Source organism: Pedobacter sp. GQ55 (assembly GCF_059758925.1).
Genome location: NZ_JCAXEI010000002.1, coordinates 878,556 through 899,977 on the forward strand (window position 1 = coordinate 878,556; position 21,422 = coordinate 899,977).

Sequence of the window (21,422 nt, forward strand, 5' to 3'; positions counted from 1 at the left end):
ATTATGAAATACCCTAAACTTTTAACACCCTTAACGCTGATATCCCTGATTTTCGTTTACTCCTGTGAGAAACCACCAATTGTGCCCCTGGACGATATCATTAAACTCGAAGTACTTAGTGCAGACAAGCCCGCGGCTGACAATTCACTTATTGCGGACGGAAAAACGCAGGTTAAAGTAGTGGTCTACCTGCCTAAGGGCGCAAACGAGTCGTTCAAAACAATAAAGTTTAAAACCTCTGCAGGGAGTTTTAATGTATCAGAAACCGACAAAACTGAAAAAACCGTATACGCAGTTTCAACAGCCTCCGGAGACAAACTGGAGGCCACCGCTGATTTAACCCTGGGCACTTCATCAGGAGCTTACACCATTACCGCCCAAATCGTAGCCAAACCCGATTATAAAGCAGAGCAAACTTTCCAAACTTTGCCCATGGGAGTTGCTGATATGATCACGTTTGAAATTGAAGATTATGATAAACTGGTAACGGAAGGCAAATTGAAAGCAAACGGGCTGACCAGGATCAAATTAATTGCATCTGTCCCTTTAGGGGCCTCTGAGTCCCAACGGCTGATCGAATTTAAAAGTTCGGCGGGCACATTTGAAGTTGCCGGAGAAGAAAAAAACAGCAAACAAGTTACTGCCACACTCCAGAGCAGCAGTGACACCAAACTGCGTGCAATCACTTACCTCACTCTGGGAACTGAAGCTGGAGATTATACCCTTTCGGCAGCATTAGCGAATGTAACAACCTTTAGTGCAGAAAAGACAATCCGGGTCTTGCCAGTTGCCAATGCGGACGTAATTCAGCTGGCTTTTGAACCAGCAAGCGGGATCCGTGCAGACGGCTCAAGCCTGGTCCGTATCCAGCTCAGCCTTTCCAATACCACAGCAAGAAAAGTGACCCTCACCACTAACGACGGCAGCTTCCTGAACAGTTCCGAACCCAAAAGCACAGAACTTGAAGTAAATTCCGAAGGAAAAGCAGAGGCAAATCTCCGCATCGGATCTGAAGTCAATGACTATCTGCTCACGGCAAAACTGACTGGATCTGCCATAGCAGTAACAAAAACCTTGCAGCCACTACGCGCCAACCCCAGCAATTTACTCATCGAGCCCTCCACCCTGTATATCGAACAAGCGGGTGCAGCGGTGAAACTGGATATGTTCCTGAAAAGGGAAACCGGCAAAGTAAGTATCGGAACAGGTGTCTCCGTGAGGTCATACCAAGTCCAAGACGCAACAGAAATCACCACCGGAAGATTCACCGGTAAGAATAATGTCAGCGATGCAGACGGAAAAGTCTCCATGGAGTTTTTCCTGGATGAAGGTCCACTTGTAGCAAACAAACCTATCATCATCGAAATCACCGCCCAAAAAGACGACGGCACTAAAGTCACAGAAAAGGTTGAGCTAAAAGTAAAAACTGAATAAACATGTATTGATCACTTTATTTATTGACTGAGTTCTGATCTATTTACCCCAATAGGAAGTCCCTATCATTCTTCTGGAATTTGCTGTTTGGGAAAGGATTGCTATTAGTAATTTTGTTATTTATCTAAAATAACTTTCACATGACAGAAAAACATTGGATTCTTGAAGTACCCGTTTTAAGAACATTTAGTCTTACTTTGCTAGCATTACATTGTATTGGAATACCTTTAATATTCTGTTTAGCTTTTTATCCTGATTTTTTTAAGAACACAGAATTATTAAAACTCATTATTACAACTACAAGTTTTGGTGCTATTTTCAGCGGTAGTGCTACTTTTGTCTTAGCAGCTAATGAAATTTTCATTAAAAAGTATGAAGAAAATAATATAAAGCTTTATGAAGTAGTATTAATTAATCTCCTGCTAGCCTATTGTATGACTGATGTTATACTGGTTATACACTATATCTTTATTTCAGAAATAATTGACATTCAATTCTATACCATACTTTTCTATGCAGGAATTTCAGGAATAATAATGTCACCGTTACACAAAAAATTAAAGCGTCAAAAGACTGAGTTACCTTCTACCAGTGAATAATTGATCTGACGCTTTAGCATTCATTTGCTGTACAATCTGACTTAATAGTCAGAATTCGTCAATGGGTACTACCCAAAAAGAAATGCATGTTATTCAAAGCGGTTTGTTGCGTTTAGATTAATTATATTAGCCCCTCTATTTAACGACGATCATTATGAGCCTGATTATTGATAAGGAAACTGACCTGAGCAAAGAAGATCTACTAGATACTAAAGTATATGCAGATACCCTGAGGGACCTCATATTAAATTCGCCGGAGAAAGTACCCTTGACAATCGGCTTGTTCGGTCCGTGGGGCTCTGGTAAGTCATCCATCATTACAACACTGCAAAATGAAATTGGCATGGTCGTCCCTACAAAAAATAGCGATGTGGCAAGTCCAGGCAAAATCACGCGAGAAAAAGATCCCTCCGAGATCGCGTTTGTCATTTATGACGCATGGAAATATGCCAATGATTCTTTCAGAAGAACTTTTATTCTGACGCTGCAAAAATCTCTCGGACTTGAGGAAACACCGGGCATGAAAAATTTTTATCAAAGCAGCAGTGAAGAAACAGACATTAACTTTAAACCCAATACCCCTTTTTTAGTACTGATCTTTTTTGCGATGGTGATGGCCGCTATTCGGCTCTTTATCGATGGGGATTGGAGAAGTGAACTTACCCTGGCCATTGTGGTGGCATTTATGAGCTATACGACTGTCGTATTCTCCAAAACATTTATGGAACTGAAACGCGCTGTTCAAATCCCGGTAATGTCAGCGCCCGAACTTTTTGAAAGCTGTTTCAATGAACTGATCGAATCAGCCTTAAATCCGGTGAAAGTTAAAAAGGGATGGTGTAGAGAAGATAAAACTATACCGCCGCGCTTTAATAAAATAGTTATCGTTATTGACAACATTGATCGCTGCTCGAAAGAATCCGCCTATGATCTTTTAACAAATACCAAGAATTTTATCAATTCCAATCACCAGGTTGTGTTCCTGCTGCCAATGGATGACGATGCCCTAAAAAAGCATCTTTTTAAGTTAGACGCTGTTGCAGGGGATCAGGCTGAAGAGTTTCTGAGAAAGTATTTCAATGTAGTAGTGCGCATGAAGAATTTCAGGAATACTGAGATTTTTGATTTCGCAAACAAAATTAACGTCAAATACAAACTGGGACTTGCGAAAGATACGGTGAACATTATCGCCAGGGAATACGCTAAAAATCCTCGCAGGATTATTCAGTTTTACAACAACCTAACTGCCGAGCTTAAAATGATGACCCTAAAGCACGGAAAGGAATTTTGCGAAACGAATGAAGCAGCAATTTGTAAACTGCTAATCATACGTGAACAATGGGATTCAGAATTTAAAACGATCTGTAGCCACCCAAAACGTTTTCTGGATACCCAAGTCCCGCTTGTTCCCAAAGAAGATGCGGAGAACAATGCAGCCACTGCGGCTGATAGTTACGAGGCTTTCATCAGATTAACCAATGTCAGCACACGAAACCTTAAACTGGAAGATCTGCGAAAAATATTGTTGAATGCGGATAATTACGCAGAGTTTCCGGAAGGCCTTGCTAAAGCGGCGGCTGATGCTGATCTGGATGCCATCCAAAAAGTACTTGCTGACAGCGACTATGACATAGACAAAGCGCTAACCCATTTGCTGTTCAATTTGCAGGCTGCTGTAGAGAATGAGTTATATGGAACAGACGTTTCTGAAACCATGAACCAGCTGATGGGAATACTTTTGGTAATACCTGAACCGGATAAAAGCCATTTCCGAAATTTCGAGACCCACATTGAGCAACATTTAGATAAGGTCATTCCATTGACAAAGAATTTTGAGCGCCTGGTGAAATTCAATCAGCTGGCACTAGCAAAGCAGATGTCGTTCGTAGAAAGTGGACTATCTAAGTATTTCAAATCATATGATCCGAAACACGACGATGAATTTACGGATTCTGATCATGAACTTTATCAGCAGTATCTTTTAGTAGCAGATGATGAACAGATCACTAAAGCAGCAGGATTTTTTCTTAGATTTCTGGAATCCAGACAAAAAGGGCAACGGATTTTAAATGATCTGCCGCCAGGCCAGTTTGATTTGCTTTATAACGAACGCGTGATTACCGAAGCATTTTCGGATGAAAGAGTGATGGCTTGGTCGGATCCCAACTTCGATGACTGGCTGTCGCTGATCGAAAAGTTACAGGATCCCAAGACATTCATCGGCTGGTTGCTGGGAAATGCCGGAAGAAATCTTGAAAATTTTCCAGAAGAGACTTACGCTTACATCTCCAAGTTCAGGCAGATATTAAAAAAGGTGCCTGACTCCTATGATAACACTGCAGGCATTGAACAGCTGCATAAGATTAACGACCATATCTTTATTAAGAAAGCGAGAAAGAACAGCTACATGGAAGATATGGCCTCTGAACAGCAACCAGAAGTGTTTAGCTATTTACTGGAAAGTTTCAGAATTACTAAAGGAAGTGCTTCAACTGCCGGCTGGATCAGGGAATTTTTCAGGCTTGTTCTGCTGCCTCCTTTCGCAACATCTCTGGCTTCTTTTATGGATACCCATAAGACATCGCTGGATTTCAGAGCGCTTAAAGACCTGGTCATCTCTGTACCTTTTATTGATGAAGGAATCCATCATTTGCATATGGCTATGCTATACCACAAAGTTGGCGACGAGTCGCTGTTTAGCGACGAAGAAGTGACAGGGGTACTGAATGAGCTAACTGATAATTTAAGTAATTATGATGAGTATGCAGATTACCTAACAACACACATGAAACAATTGCGTGCAAGGAAATTAATAAAAAAGAAAGTTGACAGTATGCCCGAGGAGGAAATTGAAACTAAACCTAAGGCCCTTCAAGAAATCTTACGTGACTTACGGGCCAAAAAGGAGAATGACTAAGGCTGTTTTACTATTAAGCCAAAACACAAGAAAAATAAAGGCGATTTTAAACATTTTTTTTCATTCCATTGTAAAAGAAGAAATCCTTTGGATTTAAAGATCACGTCAATTCTATATTTGCCATATGCAAGGATTATTACCGGGTTCTCAGTTTCCTATAGAGGGTATTTTTTGCCATGACCACTTGCATTTAAAAGAATCAACTAAATTTCTCAAGTATTTGCGGTCTATTAACTGGCTCATTTTCAAACTCAAAATGAATTTCAGGGTAAAAAGTACTAATATCAACTTTTCCAGAAATTTGCTCAACATGCGGTAGATTTTTGATAAAATTGTATTTGGTAAACAAAAGCGAATCCCAATCCGGCTCATCTGTGTCATATAGCATGTGTTTCAATTCCCATTCCTTACCCATAAATGTTATAGAATTGTAGAATAACAAATATTGTTCAACAACGGACAGCTGAGCCCTAAACATTTTTATATAATCGTATTTTTCTTCATAGTTTAAAATTTTCTGCTTATTAATATATTTTACCGTCTGAAATATATGCCTAAAATAATGCCCTAGTTTATTTTGATGTCCCCTATAATAGCGCTCTTCTGCACTAAGCTTTCCGAACAAACTTTGAAAGTCTTTTTCATAAGTCTTACCCGTTATGTTATGCCGAGCTTTAGTTTTGAGTACACGATCTTCGGCAATTTGAGCAATTGTTACCACATCAACATGTTTAGAGAGATTTTTCCAAACTTTTGAATCTTTCTCCGTCGAAGGCTTCAGAAAGAGATAAAAGAGAATGAGCTTTAAAAATGATGTCTCATAATATTTTAGAAGTTGGTAAATAATAGGCTCTAAACCATTGTAAGTGCCAAAAAAAACAAAACAATAAGCAATTTCTAGATGCGCCATTTTCACCAGATCTATTTTTATCCTCGTCTGGGTTAATCGATTGCATTTGACCAAATAGTCCTTATCAAAAATGTCTGAAGGAGCCTTACTTTTAAAAAAAGGCTCAATTTCGTTAAAACACTCCTCAAATTGTTTTGTGATGCCCGAAATTGCCTCCCTCCCTATATAAACAGCTATTTCACTTTGAAAGGAAATGGAATTTAAGTTTTGCTGGTGAAGTCTAACCAATTCTATGAAACGGCTTTCGATTTGTGATTTCAAGAATTCCTTTCTTTGTACTTCGTCTATTTTCACCTGCTGTTCCTGCGTAATTTGGAATTGTCGTTGTTGTTCTTGTTGAGCAATTGTTTGAGAATGGAAGCTCATGTATATTAATATTGCTGCCAGGCCAGCTACCAAAGTTCCAATTACACCTCCAAAAAAATCACCGACCTGACCTGTAACATCCCAGGCTATTGGCAATCCAGCTGTTAAATCTAAATTACCTATTATCCAGATCAAAAAAACGATTGAACCGATTATACTCATTGTTCCAAGCAACCATAAAGAAGAAACTTGGATAATTTTAATTCTGTTGTTTCTATTCTTTTTTAGAAACCATAGGAAGTTCCTAAAAACATCATACCATTCTATTTTCTTTTTAATACGACGTTTGATTGTAGTAGACATAATAAGAGGTTAATTTTAGATGACTAATATTACAATTTTAAAAGCTATTCCAAACATTAATTCTCAAGTCATATTAATTTGATCAGGAATAGGGATCATTAAATTATTTTCCAAGATAACCTGGACCACAAATGAGACAGGAAAAACACAAGGCATCAATGGTGTTGATTGAAAACCAACATGATTAAAACTAATTTTTACTTTATAGGACCTCTTGCGTTGTTATAATAACTTGTAGGCATCCCTAAGTTGCAAATTATCATCCAGTTCAGTTGAATAGCGATTCGAACCCCACTCATAAAACACTATTAAACAGAACTTTACGATATTAACTTCGGATTACTCACCACCTGCTCACCACAATTTCCTGATTTGTATTCTGCAAATACTATTTACCAAAATTAGATAAAATAATACCGAAAATTAAAATTAAAACACCGATAAATAACCTAATAGAATTTGGAGTTTTCAAAATCAAAAAACTGAACCGAAGATACTGGCCTCAACGAGGAGCACAGGTAAGTAGCACTAACTTAAACAAGCATAATGAGAAGGCCCGACAGCTATCTTAAACTAGTCAAAAACACCCTTTAATCAATCTCTCACCTATTATTTCAATAAGAACACAGCCCACAACGCATGGAACAATGTCTCAAATGCTTAATTAAATTTAATGGATATTTTAGTGGAGAATAGCGGAGCTAATTAGTAGCATTTTTTTTGCAAAAAACCCGTTATGGACAGGCACCAAGTTCGAGATCAACGACGCCAAACAGATCATCGAGACCGGACAACTATTAAACTGATTAGTAAAATCCAAAATAGTCTATACCAAAACAATGCATTAAAGGCTTTTAGAAAAGCTGGCGCATACAATATTCCAGGTGAGTGATTTTTAAAATAGTAAGTTATTGATTTTACTGCCACTGGGATGTCCCTCCCGAATTAAATCAACTCCATACCTTCAAGGATTAATTTAAACTGATGGTGTTCCTCAATTCAGGTTCCTGAATTCTTTGGGAGTGCAACCGACCTTTGTTTTAAAAATTTTGGTGAAATGAGAGGGGTGCTCAAAGCCGAGTTCATAAGCGATCTCGCTTATCGACCTTTCTGTACTCCATAATAAGTGCTTTGCTTTGTCAATCAGTTTTAAATGGATATGTTCCTGAGTAGACTTACCAGTATATTTACTTAACAGGTCGGATAGATAATTGGCTGACAAATTTAATTGCGAAGCGCAATACTTCACATCCGGAACGCCCGTATCAATCAGGGAATCCTGAGCGAAATGATCATTTAAAAGTCTTTCAAATTTTTCCACAATATCATTTCCCGCATTTCCCCTTGTCAAAAACTGCCGGTCGTAAAACCGTGAACAATAAGACAATAGCAAATCAAGATTGGTCAGGATTAAATTATGTGAATGTTTATCGAGATTATTTCCGATCTCCTTACCGACGTTGCGTAAACAATCTTCCAAAATGTTCTTTTCAGCGTCTGAAATGTGAAGGCACTCATGAGCGTCGTACCCGAAGAAAGAATATTCGGTTAGCTTACGACCCCTGCTTGTGGCATTCAGAAAATCAGGGTGCACGTAAATAGCCCAGCCCTCTACCTTATTTTCGACTCCCGGAGTTAGCACCTGGTTGGGAGCGGTAAACATTAATGAACCCTCCCCAAAATCGTAGCTGGTCCGGCCATATTTAAAAACACCTTCGATCTTTTTACAGGCTATGGAATACAGATTAAGCCGGTAGGATGCTCCAGGTATCCTCTGCGAGCGGTCGACCCTTGCCAGGTCTATTATGGAGATAAGCGGATGCAACGGCTTATCATAATGAAAAAACCCATGCAGTTCAGCAATTGATTTGATATCTATGTACTCCATGTGACCCATGTTTATCCCTGATATAAATTTAGTAAACATAGCTGGCACTTATTCTGTTAAATGTTAAATTAAAATTATGCCAATGATTCGCCACTTATCATCAATTGCTGTCCACTGACGAAGGCGGCTGTTCCTCCTATAAAGAAAGCGCCGGCAATCAATGCCGCTTTGTTATTCAACTGTTTCATACCTCATTTTCTGTTTTAATAAGGACAACCCTTAAACCCGTCCTTAGCAATTGATTATATCATGATACCACCGCTTACTTCAATACGCTGGGCATTTACGTACCTGTTGTCATCAGATAAAAGTGATGCAACAAAAAGCCCTACATCATCAGCTACGCCAAGACGACCCAGGGCTATTCCTGATGCAAGCTGCTGCTTGTGGTCCTCATCACCCTTTCCGCCACCAAACTCGGTATCAATAGCACCCGGCGCAACACTGTTAACCCGTATCTTCCGGTCAGCATATTCCTTGGCGAAGTATCTTGTTAAACCCTCGGTTGCAGCTTTCAACGCGCCATAAACTGCAACGCCAGGAAATGCAAAACGTGCCAGGCCGGATGAGATATTGATGATCTGGCCACCATCGACCATGAGCGGTAATAGCTTTTGTGTAAGGAAGAATACGCCTTTGAAGTTGACATTTACCAATTGGTCGAAAAGTTCTTCAGTTGTATCTTTAATAAGTGTTCGCTGAGCTATTCCCGCATTATTAACCAGATAGTCGAAGCTTTCCCGGGCCCATTCTGACCTGAGCACTTGCAAGACCTGGGTACTGAAATTGCTAAACGACTGCGTTTCCGCTGAGTCGAGCTGCATAGCAACCGCCTTGCCGCCATTGTTGTTGATCTGTTCAGCCACCGCTTGTCCTTGCTCTGGCTGACTGTAATAAGTAAGGATTACGCCAAGGCCGCGTTTTGCTGCATTCAAGGCAATGCTTTTTCCTATTCCCCGGCTACCACCGGTTACCAGGACGATTTTCGATTGTTGATCTGTTGTATTCATCGTTATATATGTTGATAACACAAAGTTCTGTCTTCAGATCGCCGCCCGCTTATACATTTAAGGGTAAGAATTATACATTTCTCTGATAATCGATATTTCCGAGTCAGGATGCTTCCACTTTCGGTGGTTAAGTCGATTTTTCTGATGCGATCTGCTGCTGCAAGGACAGCCCGGACCACTGACACGGGCTAAATAGACCATATGGACTATTTTTCATTAAATCTTAACGTACCTTTCTTAGATTTACTTGAAATACACATACCATGAAAATGGAAAGAACATGATCAAAAAAATTCTGGATAAGCATTGAAAGTTTGACCTTACTTCAAATTAAGACCAATGGCTTCCCTGGCTATTGTATTTCATGCATGTCATTTTTGACCCAGCCACTCCTATTCAAATTGAATAATCAAAATAACTAAAACTTATAGACTGCTTTAAAGCATACATCAAGATCCGGACAAAACTAAATGCATTATATTGTAAATAGCGATTTTCAGACGGGTTAGCCCCTGCCTGGAAAAAAAGGACCAGGGAGCTTAGGGAAACGATTAAGCTTATGTTAAATGCTTGTCTTAGTCGTAGTTTTATTTTCGATTTTAGTTATATTGTAACAACCAAATTGTTTAGAACATGGCAGACGCAATCAGCACTACCCTATCCGGCCTTAGAGCAACAACAACTCCAGTAGCCACTACTGTCTATCAAACTACAGATTATGGTGGAGGACAATGGTATTATGATCCTTTAGATACAACATCAGTGGATAATACAGCAACAATTGTAAAGTGCACTTCTACTGGTGCGGCATTTAAAAGAATTTATGATGGTGCGTTAAATGCCTCTTGGTTCGGTGCTAAGGGTGATGGAATATCTGACGACACGGCAACCTTGCAAATGGCATTTAATGCATTGAACATCCTTGACAATAACCTAACGTTTGATTATGGCATCTACAATTTCGACGAGAATCTGATCATAGAGAGCAAACAGAATATTGAGATCAACTTTAATAATGCAGTACTATTTGATCTTGGAAAAGACATTGCTTTAACCACCAAAATTGTAAAAACACCAGTAGGTATCACGATTAGAAACTGCACCAGTATTAAGTTTTTAAACCTTAAAAGAGATGGAAATGCTGGAGCCGGCGGTCCCATATTACCAGAATCCGAAAATCAAAGACTACCTGCCCTGGATTTTGATAATTGTAAAAACTTAACCATCTCAGGATGTGAATTCAGAGGTTCTGTAGGTCCTTATATAAAAAATCTAACGCTAGGACCCGCGCATTTCATGCGCGCATCCTATCTAAGATTTAACAACTGTAGTGCTGTTGTCGTCATCGAAAACACGGTAGCAAAGGGCTGCGGTAACGGAGAAATTTTCTCCTTTGCTTCTACCAATTACATTACATGGGAAAATTGTTATCACAACCAGGCTGATTCTCCCGTAACGATCTATTCATGGGGTAAAGTTATTGATTGTAATTGGGTGACGATAAGAGGCCATAAAGTTCAAACCGCATCTCCGGGCAGTTTTGTAGATTTTCTTGGAACCAACCTCGTGTTTTCTGACATTGTGCTTAATGCACACATAGATAGCAAATTAATAGACTTAACGGCAGAATGGAACCTGTCAGGCAGAACCATAGAGAATGTGAGGATAGTCAACTGCTTTACTTCTGGAAGAGGTATAACTAGTGCCGGTGGAAGTGTTAGTGTGCCCCTATTTAAAAACATATTTGTCGATAACATTCATTGCAAAGACGGGATACTTAACGATGACACGAACCTAATGGGTTTTGAAAATATTGATGACATATCCTTAAATAATATTACAATAAACAACATAAGAAGTTTGTTTACAGCAGAAATACCTGACGCAATTAGGGATAAGGCTAATACCTATAGGTTCAATAATCTTATCTATAACTGCACCATAAAATTAGCTGCAAATGTGATTTTGCATGAAGCTAATGGTTTAACCGAATTCAGAAATTCCATTTTTAACATAAATACATTCACCACCGAAACAAAATTAGAGATCAGAGACAGATATTCAGTTTATGCACATGTACCATTAACTTCATCCAGATCACTATTCCGTTACATAAATTGTATTTTTAATGATGCAGTAATAAACATCGGATGCAATGTAGCGTTCATCGATTGTATCTTCAATAACTGCAAATTTGATACAAATGATGTCGACACATCGACCTATAGATGGGATGCGACCATATTATTTGACAGCTGTAAATTTAGGTATACCGATGATCCTGAAGTATCAAACACAGCAGATGGATTACTGTTCTTTATAAGAACCCTTTCCAAATTAAGTATCCTCAATTGCGGCTTTAGAGGAAAAACTTATAATACAGGAGGAGCAGCGATGATTTCTGTAACATCTGCAGCCACAGGCGACATCACGATTGACAACTGTACATTTGATTTAATCAGAACCGGCGCAGCAAACCCTAAATATCCGGGCATCCTCAGGGCAAACAACAATCATCCTGCAAGAGTAAACAAAGTATCAAATTGCATTTTTTCAGAGAATATGTTGTATTTGGCAGCGATAAACGGCGCCCCTACTCCGTTGCCGGCCGGGCTGGTCAATCTTAATTTAACCGGAAACAAATTCTTATCAGAAGGCAACACGCCAATTCTCTCAACAGCAACCGATGCTAGTCGCATTGCAATAAACTTAATGGATGAAACGTACTCCTCAGGTCTGAATTTAGGCTCAGTAGCTAACTATGCCAGCCAGAGCATTAAGATCAACCTAAGAAGTTCTGATCCAAGCCCAGAAACACTTTATGATGGAGGACTGGGTTCTACTTTTCAATCAAATGCTATAAATGGCTACAGCTATATTAAACAATCCGCAAATGGTAAAACAGGATGGATACAACTGGATGTTATTAAAACAGGGGCAACTGGCTTAAGGCCCACATCGAGACCGATTGGTTTTCAATACTATGATACCACATTGCTAAAGCCGATCTGGTGGAACGGAACGGTTTGGAAAGATGCCGCAGGAAACACAGTTTAAACGAATTGCCAAAAATGTAATTTCTCTTTGACACACACAAATACCTGTTCTTTCTTTTGTTTTACAAAAGCGTACACCAAGCAAGCTTACACCACGCCTTTAATCATATCATTCCAATCAAAATTAAATAAAAATGGCAGACGCAATCAGTACCAACCTATCCGGCCTTAGAGCCACAATAACCCCATCGACCACTACAGTATACCAGACAATCGACTATGGTGGCGGACATTGGTATTACGACCCTTCAGATACCTCTTCAATTGACAACACAGCAACAATTGTAACAACACCTGGTGGTGCAAGATTCAAGAGAATCTATACGAGTGCGATAAACCTTAAATGGTTTGGAGCTGTCGGAGACGGGATTGCTGATGACACTACCTTTCTTCAACTAGCTATATATACTTGTCAATCAGCGGGTATTTTTATTATTAAAATGCCATTTAAGACCAAATTCAATATTCAAGATCTAATCTTAGGTGAAAACATAAATTTTGAATATTATGGAAATACAAACGAACAAGTTCTATTTATAAACAATAAGCATACTACAGGCATACCCGTCAACGAATGGGGCATAAAAGCGCCATATCATTCGGCAATTGTTTTAGATGTAGATGAAAACTTAAATGCCGACACTTTAGAGACACCTACCAAGAGAGCCTCAACAATAGCGTTTAGAAGAAATGGTTTTTCCGCCCTACAAAATATTGTGTCAGCATTAGGCATGAAATATCACTTAATTAACTACTTAGGGATAGCAAATATTGCCGTATCAGGGACTGCAACGTCTTCTGGAATTTTAACTATAATATTAAATGGTGCTGAACATCAAATAAGTATTATGTCTGGAGACAGCACAGCAATCATTCTAAATAAGATAATTGGTTTTAATTACGGGAACTATTGGGTAAATAAAACTATAAGTGGAGTAACAGCAAGAATATTCCCTAGAAAAGAAACTGTAATTACAGTCGCAAGTAAAGTAGCTGTAGATGGGAGTTATCCTGTAACAATAGATGGTGTCGTTTATAATATACCTGTATTGGCTATTGATTCAACAAAAGCTATAGCGGTGAAGATAACGGAGTCTCCGTTAATACCTTCAAGTAAATATGTAATGTATAATGAGGGTTCTGTAGTTGCGGTATATCATGTTGATGGCGGCATTAATCGAACAACAAGTCTTCAAGTATCAACAAATGTAACAGGCGTAACCATCACCGGGACTGTTACTGGTTATTCTAATAACTACAACAGACAGGTTATGTCGCCTAATGGGAATACCGGTTTTGGAATGTGGAATGCCAGGCAATATCAGGTAGAGATAGCAAATTCACTTAGAATTTTATCGAATTCAGACGAGAACAGTGTAACCGGAACTACAGCCGTATTTGTATTAGAAAATGAAAATGCTGGTCAATATAAGGGATTTAGATTAAACCAGGTAGACCAATTGGACTTATTGGCTTCTGACAGGACTACTGTAATATTCAGAATAGATAACTCTGGAAATGTAACTAATATTAGCAGTTTAGAAACTGCTAATGTGAAATCTGACAGATTTACGTTTAAAGGTAAAACTAGATTCATAGGTACAGTTGCATCAAGTGGAGAGGATGGAGTTTATATTTCTAATAATGCAGGCACCGCATACATAGTTAGAGCTACAGATGCGGGAGGATTAGAAACTAATATTGGAAGTACATGGCATCCTACACAAATAATAAGAACAGGAACAACCGCTCAGCGGCCTACTTTATTTAGACTATTGGGCACCCAGTATTTCGACATTACACTTGGCAGGCCCATTTGGTGGAAGGGCTCAGGTTGGGTGGACGCCACAGGAACAATAGTTTAATTATTAAAACACCGTCAGGTCTGGTATAAATGCCAATACAATTTGCACAGGTCCAGCATATTGGATTAACTTATTTCGATACGACTTAGGCAAGTCCATCTGTTGGAGCGGTTCTGCGTGGAAAAATGCAAATGGAACAACTGTTTAAATTCCTTGAAAGGAGTTCTTGCCTCGGGAAAACCGATTTACAACACAATAGTAGCTGACAATTAACGTAACATCCAACTTACCCGAATCACTATGCACAACAATTATTTCTTTGTAGCTTAGTTTTCAGACCAAAAGAACGACATATGACCGTTGACATCATTGCAGATCTGAAAGCAGTACTCATCCCCCCGGCACCGGAGGAAGAAATCCATGTCCTTGGCTATTACACTAAAGGTGATGGTGGTGGTGGAATTTTTTATTGGGATAACACCTCAGTGTTAACAGATAATGGCGGCACAGTGATAAGTCCCGTTCCGGCAGTAACAACAGGGAGATGGATAAGAGTTATTGACAATTACATAAATGTAACCTGGTTTGGCGCAAAGGGCGATGGTATAACCAATGATGCCCCTACAATACAACGTGCCATAAACGTAGCTCAAGCACTAAAAGTCGATTTACATTTTAGTGAAAAAAGAGCTTATAGTGTTGGCACACCCTTACAAATCACAAATGAAATCAACCTCACTATGGGGTTATAATCAAAAATACTATCCAATTATAATCCCGATTTCGCCAGTCCACCTGCGTTGATACAAATCAAATCAAGTAATGTTACACTTAATAACATCCATGTTGACGGAAACCTCTATAAAAACAAAGGCATCCAAATCATACCTCCAATAGATACCGATATTTATAATCTAAAAATAAATGGTGGGACATTGGAGAATTTAGGAGGGGTCGGAATTTATTTGGAACGCTGTTTTAATTTTGAGATTAGGGGACTAAAATGTAATAAAAACATGTACTCCTCTGTTGAAACTGTTTCCGGTGAAGGTGAGTTAGGAAGTATTCGCGTCCAGAGTGGCACAAATGGACTGATTGAACTATGCGAGGTTAGTAATTCATATGGAAAGGGAATAGCGATGAACGGCGCAAAATCCGTCACAATAAATAAATGCCGGGTATTAAGAACCACAACTGATGCTGGTGATGCGCTTTACGTCGGTTCAGGATCAGAAAACATTATTTGGGACAACTGCTTCACCTCCGACAGTTTGGGCCATGGCATGAAACTATCCAGGGCCTGCAAAAACGTAACCGTACGGAATTGTGACATCAGTGTGCCGGAAAGATGTCAGGTCTCCGCCGTGTTCTTCCAGGGAGCCATTAATACTCGTTTTTACAACAATACAGTTACTTCATATGGAAATGCGCTTGCTCCGGTTTTACAACTAGCAGCTCATCCCGATCCAAACGGCGGTGACTGCAAAGATAATGACGTTTACGGCAACAGGTTTATAAAAGAAGCAGCAAACCATGAAAACGTACTTATACAAAACACTGGAGAAAGTGGCGTGTATTTCAATTTCGGCAATAAAATCAGAGACAACTATATAATCGGAGGCAATTCAGGAGTGTATGTCACAGATCCCCGAGATTTAACCATTACAGGTAATCAAATCGAAAACGTGCTGACACACGGCATTCGAGCCTGGGATCTCGTGTATACAACGAACAAATGGAATAACATTTCATTCAATAAAATTATTGATGCTCCTTCTGGTGCTATTTCCTTACGACTAAGAAATTCAAGAGTCCAGGGAAACTATTGTCAAAACTCAAATCCTACTGAGTCCGCCGTAAGCTATGGAATAAGACTCCTTTCAGAAAGCTTTGGTGTGATCATCTCCGAAAACATCATCAAGGGATTTAATCTCGCACAAATACAGATTACCCAGGCATCCTTGAATACAAATATCCTTGTATCTGAGAACATACTGGACTGTCAGTCTATTGCCGACTCGATCGGAGTAGATTATGGCGCAGTTTCAGGTAAAGTTATAAACAATCAATGTATTAACACCGCTCAAAATGTCATTGTTAGAGTACCTGGCCCAAACGTTATAAATATCGGAAACGGCTGACCGAACATTTAATTGCGGGTATTTTTGTTAACCCACAATAAAGCTCGCTTTCGGTAAAAGCAAAAGACTTAAGATCGGTTGATTAATTAGCGAACCTTTGAGAGCGATATTTCTACAGATGTTTCAGAGTGCCCTCCCATCGACTTGTATGTAACTGTAATAAATAAATTTATAGATACATTCAAGCGTTGGATCATTTTCTTGCGCGTATTTAAATAGAATTTCTATCTCTTTTCGTTTAAAAACCGTAGAACGTGCTTCAATTTTACCACCGATGCGTTTGGGTCTTATGTCCAGGGCTACGTTGGTAGAAAGAATTTTCCTTTCCACCAACACATCCAGTAAGCTCCTGATCATAGAAACATTGATATTACATGTATTACCAACCCATTTTTTAAGCCCACTACCTTCTTCCGCATAAAAATGGGAATCAATTAAGCCCTGGATATGATCTTTAGTTAGCTGACGTATATCATTCTCAATACCACTCTCAATGAGAATCGGCTTAAGGTAGTTATTGAGAAACAGCTTATACGTTCTAGCTGAATCTACTTTTTTCGGAATCGGATCGACATAGCCCTTTTCTTTCATAAAAAGCCTTAGACAACTATCAAAGGAATATTTTTCAGCTTCTTTTATTTGCTGCTGCATTAACAATTTTCTCTCTGCAAGCCTATTTTCAGGATCAACACCATCTTGCAAATCCTTTAATACAAGTCCCAGGATAATATTCGCTTCAATATCTCTAACTCTGAGGTTCTTTATGTAGTTGAATCTACTGTCGTAATTTGTACCTGTTTCTTTACGATACTGCGTTTTTATACCACCACCTTTAATGAGATATCTAATCAGCCATTTTTTATTACCTTTATCTTTGTAGAGGTAGGGTCCTTCAAAAGTAAACTTTACCATAAACAATTCATTTAGTTTTTGTCTCGTTTTTTATTTTTTTGTCTCGTTTTTTTTCAAAAAAGACACTCTAAGATACGAAAAACAATGAAAATGAAAAGCAGAGTATAAATGCTTATTTGATTTTGATTTAAAGTATATAATTAAAAAAGGTTACCAAATGACATCATCTATTATACATATTTTAAGTGCCGCACTGCTTACACTTTCTCTTCAGGCCTGTGGTTCATCAACCAAAATAGCCTTTAACCCTGCTGTGCCAAACCCATACAAGGTAAAAGCTAAAAACTTTGACAGGCCTAAAGCAGAGGAGCTACGTACCGGTGCCGAACAAACGGAATTGTACGTACCTTATTTAAAAGGAAAGCGCGTAGGTATGGTGGTAAACCCAACCTCTATTATTGGAAAAGAAACAACGGTAGACAGCCTGCTTACGCTTGGAGTAAAGGTGGTAAAGATATTTGGGCCCGAGCATGGTTTTAGAGGCGATGCCAGCAATGGCACTAGCGTGGATGATGAAATTGATGCAAAAACAGGCATTAAAGTGGTTTCATTATATGGAAAACATTCTGCCCCTACAGCTACAGATTTAGCTGATATTGATGTGATGATATTCGACATTCAGGATGTTGGTGTTCGTTTTTATACTTACATAAATACTTTACAGCATGTAATGGAAGCCTGTGCCGCTAATAAAAAAGAGGTATTGATTCTGGACAGACCAAACCCTAATGGTTTTTACATTGATGGGCCTATATTGGAGCCGCAGCACAAATCGGGCATTGGTTTAAAACCTATTCCAGTTGTACATGGATTAACTGTAGGCGAATATGCTCAAATGCTAAATGGCGAAGGCTGGCTTGATAATAAATTGAAATGCAAAATCAAAGTAATTAAGGTCGCCAACTATACGCATGATACTCCTTATGAACTCCCGGTAAAACCATCGCCAAACTTAAATACTGCGCAGTCGATTTTACTCTACCCTACTACCTGCTTGTTTGAAGGCACTTATTTGAACCATGGGCGCGGTACTATGTTTCCATTTACTATAGTGGGTTCTCCTTTTTTAAAGGACAAGTATACCTTTTCGTTTACTCCAAAAAGCATTAAAGGTATGTCTGAATCTCCGTTATTTATGAACCAGCTTTGTTATGGGTTGGATCTTAGGAAATACGATGTAAATGAATTTAGAAAGGAGAGGAAGATAAAATTGAGCTGGTTAATTGAGCTGTACAAGGCATCTCCAAACAAAGCAGATTTCTTTAACTCTAAATTGAGCAAACAAATGGGCACTATTGAAAAGCTTATTGGCGTTTCGAGCTTTAGGGCACAGATTATTGCCGGTAAATCTGAAGAAGAAATAAGGGCAAGCTGGGAACCGGGATTAAGTAATTACAAAACAATGCGCAAAAAATACTTGTTATATCCATAAGTAGCCACTAATGGCTATTATTAAAGACTTTGGATATGAATAGCGAGCCTAAAAAGAAAAATGAAAAGCCAAGCAGTAACTTCAGAGAAGAAGTTTCGAAGGAAAAAGTACCTGCGGGGAATAAGGCTGTAAAAAAACCTGAGGATAAGGATTATAACAAAGAAGAGGCAAACTTTAAAAACCCTGCCAAGAAAAGGGAAGAAAGCGAACAACCCGTTCATTCAATAAAAAAAGCCCCTAAAGAATAGCAGGCATTAGCTGTATATGCGCTAATTTTTTAGTTATTTTGCTACCTAAAACACTGGTTGATGAAAATAGTTTTTATGGGTACGCCCGATTTTGCAGTCGCTTCTTTAAATGCTTTGGTTGAAGCCGGATTTGATGTTGTTGGTGTGGTTACCGCAGCAGACAAACCCGCTGGTCGTGGACAAAAACTTCATGAAAGTGCTGTTAAACAGTATGCAGTATCAAAAGGTATAAAAGTATTGCAGCCCTTAAAACTGAAAGACCCTTTGTTTATTGACGAATTAAAAAGCCTAAATGCCGATTTACAGATAGTGGTCGCTTTTAGAATGTTGCCTGAAATGGTGTGGGATATGCCGGCAAAGGGAACGATTAACCTACACGCATCTTTACTGCCGCAATATCGCGGGGCAGCCCCGATAAATCATGCGATCATTAATGGAGAAAAAGAAAGTGGGGTTACTACATTCTTTTTGAAACATGAAATTGATACAGGGGATGTAATATTTTCGGAAAGTGTAGCGATCAGTAATGATGATACTGCTGGAGATTTACACGACAAGTTAATGAATGTAGGTGCCGGGTTGCTGGTTAAGACCGTAAAGGCAATAGAAGCCGGCAACTATACAGAGCAACCTCAACCACAAAGTGATGAGCTGAAACATGCGCCAAAGATATTTAAAGAGCATTGTTTAATAGATTGGAACCAGTCTGGCGATAAAATATACAACCTGATTCGTGGACTAAGCCCTTACCCTACTGCTTTTACTAAGTTAAATGATAAAACCCTTAAGGTGTTTAAGGCCGAGTTTGAAGAAAAAGAACCAGGTATCTCGCCAGGAAGCTTTTTATCTGATGGTAAAACTTATTTAAAGTTTGCCGCCAGAGATGGTTTTATCAAATTAACTGATCTACAGTATGAAGGCAAAAAACGTATGCAGGTTGATGAATTTTTAAGAGGCATGCGTTTGTAAAATCGTTATTTTACACGGTTTACCAATTCTTCTCCATTCGAAAATGCATCTACATTCTTAAATGTGATTTGGGCAATTTCTTCCACTGCTTCTTTAGTAAAAAAGCCTTGATGAGAGGTGATTAGTACATTGGGGAAAGAGATGAGGCGGGTAATCAGGTCATCCTGAATAACGTTTTCTGAATGGTCATGAAAAAACAGGGTGCTTTCCTGCTCATAAACATCGAGGCCCAAATACCCAAGCTGTCCGGTCTTTAAAGCTTTAATAACTGCTTTTGTATCAACCAAACCTCCCCTGCTTGTATTGATCAGCATTGCACCCTCTTTAAAAAGTTTAAGGGTTTCTTTATTGATCAAATGTTTGGTTGTTTCTGTAAGCGGGCAATGAAGCGCTACAATATCCGCATTATCTAACGTTTCCCGTAAAGTGCCATATTTAACGCCAAGCTCCTGAAGTTCTGTAGATGGATAAGGATCATAAGCGCTTATTAAACAACCAAAACCTTTTAAGATTCTACAAAAAGCCTTACCTATGTTTCCAGTACCTATTACAGCTACTTTGTGTCCATATAGATTAAAACCCATTAGTTTCTCAAGGGAGAAATTACCTTCACGAATGCGGTTATAAGCTTTATGTGTTTTACGGTTCAGGGTAAGAATTAGGGCTATCGCATGCTCTGCTACAGCCTCAGGCGAATAGGCAGGCACTCTTAACACAGGAATACCCAATTCATTTGCTGTTTCAATTGCCACATTATTGAAGCCCGCACAGCGCAAAACAATTAGTTTTATTCCGCCTTTATGCAGGGCCTTTATGATATCAGAATCAACACGATCATTTACAAAAATGCATATTGCGTCGAAACCTTCTGCCAATTTAACGGTTTCTTCTGTTAAGGCAGCGGTAAAAAAAGATAACCCATGACCAGTATTAAATCGACTTAGAAATTCTTCATCATATCGGTAAGTGCTAAATACAGCTATCTTCATGTCTATTGGATTATGTCCTCTAAGTTAATGACTCGATATTAATTTCTGCTATAACCAGATTAGTTTAGTGAAACATAAAGCTCGCTTTGCGTAAGCCATTTTCCTTTTACCTTACGCCACATTGCGGCGTACTTACCATGATGCTTGGCATTTTTATAATCCCATTTCCCGTTTTCCCATGCCAGATCGCCACTTTTACTGATCACAATTGTTTCGGGGATGCGTTCAAAAAGCGGACTGCTTTTAGAGAACATATATTTCCAGTCGGCGGTAATTTCGGCTTTGCCAGTGGTATGGCTACCATCGCCAGCGATCTGTACAAAATCGTCAAGCCAATATTTAGATACCCCTTCTACATCCTTTTTTGCGATGCAGCTATTTGAATCTAATCTCGCTTGCTTTATTAATAATGCCTCTGATGAATTCATAATGGTAAAATTACA

General features: G+C 39.0%; 16 protein-coding genes. 10 read left to right on the forward strand and 6 right to left on the reverse strand.

Going from position 1 to position 21,422, the window contains the following annotated elements; all coding sequences use genetic code 11:
- Positions 1-3 precede the first annotated feature (3 nt).
- From AC6CH7_RS08500 to AC6CH7_RS08510, 3 genes are all read left to right on the forward strand, one after another.
- Complete coding sequence (locus tag AC6CH7_RS08500) at positions 4-1,434, forward strand: hypothetical protein (RefSeq protein WP_498262272.1); 1,431 nt, start codon at positions 4-6, stop codon at positions 1,432-1,434.
- Between the two features lie 140 nt (positions 1,435-1,574).
- Positions 1,575-2,033, forward strand: a complete 459-nt coding sequence (locus AC6CH7_RS08505) for a hypothetical protein (RefSeq protein ID WP_498262273.1) — start codon at positions 1,575-1,577, stop codon at positions 2,031-2,033.
- A 154-nt stretch (positions 2,034-2,187) separates the two neighbouring features.
- Positions 2,188-4,950 carry a P-loop NTPase fold protein gene (locus AC6CH7_RS08510; RefSeq protein ID WP_498262274.1) on the forward strand — a complete coding sequence of 921 codons (2,763 nt, stop codon included), beginning with the start codon at positions 2,188-2,190 and terminating at the stop codon, positions 4,948-4,950.
- Between the two features lie 199 nt (positions 4,951-5,149).
- Here AC6CH7_RS08510 and AC6CH7_RS08515 read toward each other — a convergent pair whose 3' ends face one another.
- The 3 genes from AC6CH7_RS08515 to AC6CH7_RS08525 all read right to left on the reverse strand — a co-directional run bounded on the left by AC6CH7_RS08515 (position 5,150) and on the right by AC6CH7_RS08525 (position 9,427).
- Positions 5,150-6,529, reverse strand: a complete 1,380-nt coding sequence (locus AC6CH7_RS08515) for a putative phage abortive infection protein (RefSeq protein WP_498262275.1) — start codon at positions 6,527-6,529, stop codon at positions 5,150-5,152.
- 994 nt (positions 6,530-7,523) lie between these two features.
- A complete protein-coding gene (locus AC6CH7_RS08520; RefSeq protein WP_498262276.1) occupies positions 7,524-8,417 on the reverse strand; it encodes a helix-turn-helix domain-containing protein in 894 nt (297 codons plus the stop codon).
- A 242-nt stretch (positions 8,418-8,659) separates the two neighbouring features.
- Positions 8,660-9,427: an SDR family NAD(P)-dependent oxidoreductase gene (locus AC6CH7_RS08525; RefSeq protein ID WP_498262277.1), complete on the reverse strand. Its 768-nt coding sequence runs from the start codon at positions 9,425-9,427 to the stop codon at positions 8,660-8,662.
- A 633-nt stretch (positions 9,428-10,060) separates the two neighbouring features.
- Here AC6CH7_RS08525 and AC6CH7_RS08530 point away from each other — a divergent pair.
- The 4 genes from AC6CH7_RS08530 (at position 10,061) to AC6CH7_RS08545 (ending at position 16,429) form a co-directional block, all read left to right on the forward strand.
- The gene (locus AC6CH7_RS08530) at positions 10,061-12,484 is read left to right on the forward strand and encodes a putative phage tail protein (RefSeq protein ID WP_498262278.1); all 2,424 of its coding nucleotides are present in this window, start codon (positions 10,061-10,063) and stop codon (positions 12,482-12,484) included.
- 133 nt (positions 12,485-12,617) lie between these two features.
- Positions 12,618-14,348, forward strand: coding sequence for a putative phage tail protein (locus AC6CH7_RS08535; protein WP_498262279.1), 1,731 nt, complete (start codon positions 12,618-12,620; stop codon positions 14,346-14,348).
- A 293-nt stretch (positions 14,349-14,641) separates the two neighbouring features.
- Positions 14,642-15,040 carry a putative phage tail protein gene (locus AC6CH7_RS08540; RefSeq protein ID WP_498262280.1) on the forward strand — a complete coding sequence of 133 codons (399 nt, stop codon included), beginning with the start codon at positions 14,642-14,644 and terminating at the stop codon, positions 15,038-15,040.
- A gap of 48 nt (positions 15,041-15,088) precedes the next feature.
- Positions 15,089-16,429, forward strand: coding sequence for a right-handed parallel beta-helix repeat-containing protein (locus tag AC6CH7_RS08545; RefSeq protein WP_498262281.1), 1,341 nt, complete (start codon positions 15,089-15,091; stop codon positions 16,427-16,429).
- A gap of 123 nt (positions 16,430-16,552) precedes the next feature.
- Here the strand turns inward: AC6CH7_RS08545 and AC6CH7_RS08550 are convergent, their stop codons facing one another.
- The gene (locus tag AC6CH7_RS08550) at positions 16,553-17,341 is read right to left on the reverse strand and encodes a hypothetical protein (RefSeq protein ID WP_498262282.1); all 789 of its coding nucleotides are present in this window, start codon (positions 17,339-17,341) and stop codon (positions 16,553-16,555) included.
- Between the two features lie 157 nt (positions 17,342-17,498).
- Between AC6CH7_RS08550 and AC6CH7_RS08555 the strand changes: the two genes are divergently transcribed.
- Genes AC6CH7_RS08555 through fmt form a run of 3 tightly spaced genes read left to right on the forward strand, consistent with a single transcriptional unit; the run spans position 17,499 to position 19,990 of the window.
- A complete protein-coding gene (locus AC6CH7_RS08555) occupies positions 17,499-18,773 on the forward strand; it encodes an exo-beta-N-acetylmuramidase NamZ family protein (RefSeq protein ID WP_498262283.1) in 1,275 nt (424 codons plus the stop codon).
- Positions 18,774-18,808: 35 nt separating this feature from the next.
- Entirely contained in the window at positions 18,809-19,021 is a 213-nt protein-coding gene (locus AC6CH7_RS08560) for a hypothetical protein (RefSeq protein ID WP_498262284.1), read from the forward strand.
- Between the two features lie 60 nt (positions 19,022-19,081).
- Entirely contained in the window at positions 19,082-19,990 is a 909-nt protein-coding gene (fmt, locus tag AC6CH7_RS08565) for a methionyl-tRNA formyltransferase (RefSeq protein WP_498262285.1), read from the forward strand.
- A 5-nt stretch (positions 19,991-19,995) separates the two neighbouring features.
- On the opposite strand, the gene AC6CH7_RS08570 is transcribed toward fmt, so the two are convergent.
- Positions 19,996-20,979, reverse strand: a complete 984-nt coding sequence (locus AC6CH7_RS08570) for a 2-hydroxyacid dehydrogenase (RefSeq protein ID WP_498262286.1) — start codon at positions 20,977-20,979, stop codon at positions 19,996-19,998.
- A gap of 59 nt (positions 20,980-21,038) precedes the next feature.
- Complete coding sequence (locus AC6CH7_RS08575; protein WP_498262287.1) at positions 21,039-21,407, reverse strand: YybH family protein; 369 nt, start codon at positions 21,405-21,407, stop codon at positions 21,039-21,041.
- Positions 21,408-21,422: the final 15 nt, after the last annotated feature.

Excerpts from the sequence above, each read along its gene's own strand:
- AC6CH7_RS08520 (WP_498262276.1), bottom strand. The coding sequence starts at position 8,417 with ATGGAGTACATAGATATCAAATCAATTGCTGAACTGCATGGGTTTTTT.
- AC6CH7_RS08560 (WP_498262284.1), top strand. The coding sequence starts at position 18,809 with ATGAATAGCGAGCCTAAAAAGAAAAATGAAAAGCCAAGCAGTAACTTC.
- AC6CH7_RS08535 (WP_498262279.1), top strand. The coding sequence starts at position 12,618 with ATGGCAGACGCAATCAGTACCAACCTATCCGGCCTTAGAGCCACAATA.
- AC6CH7_RS08575 (WP_498262287.1), bottom strand. The coding sequence starts at position 21,407 with ATGAATTCATCAGAGGCATTATTAATAAAGCAAGCGAGATTAGATTCA.
- fmt (WP_498262285.1), top strand. The coding sequence starts at position 19,082 with ATGAAAATAGTTTTTATGGGTACGCCCGATTTTGCAGTCGCTTCTTTA.
- AC6CH7_RS08550 (WP_498262282.1), bottom strand. The coding sequence starts at position 17,341 with ATGGTAAAGTTTACTTTTGAAGGACCCTACCTCTACAAAGATAAAGGT.
- AC6CH7_RS08540 (WP_498262280.1), top strand. The coding sequence starts at position 14,642 with ATGACCGTTGACATCATTGCAGATCTGAAAGCAGTACTCATCCCCCCG.
- AC6CH7_RS08515 (WP_498262275.1), bottom strand. The coding sequence starts at position 6,529 with ATGTCTACTACAATCAAACGTCGTATTAAAAAGAAAATAGAATGGTAT.
- AC6CH7_RS08570 (WP_498262286.1), bottom strand. The coding sequence starts at position 20,979 with ATGAAGATAGCTGTATTTAGCACTTACCGATATGATGAAGAATTTCTA.
- AC6CH7_RS08505 (WP_498262273.1), top strand. The coding sequence starts at position 1,575 with ATGACAGAAAAACATTGGATTCTTGAAGTACCCGTTTTAAGAACATTT.
- AC6CH7_RS08500 (WP_498262272.1), top strand. The coding sequence starts at position 4 with ATGAAATACCCTAAACTTTTAACACCCTTAACGCTGATATCCCTGATT.
- AC6CH7_RS08555 (WP_498262283.1), top strand. The coding sequence starts at position 17,499 with ATGACATCATCTATTATACATATTTTAAGTGCCGCACTGCTTACACTT.
- AC6CH7_RS08525 (WP_498262277.1), bottom strand. The coding sequence starts at position 9,427 with ATGAATACAACAGATCAACAATCGAAAATCGTCCTGGTAACCGGTGGT.
- AC6CH7_RS08530 (WP_498262278.1), top strand. The coding sequence starts at position 10,061 with ATGGCAGACGCAATCAGCACTACCCTATCCGGCCTTAGAGCAACAACA.
- AC6CH7_RS08510 (WP_498262274.1), top strand. The coding sequence starts at position 2,188 with ATGAGCCTGATTATTGATAAGGAAACTGACCTGAGCAAAGAAGATCTA.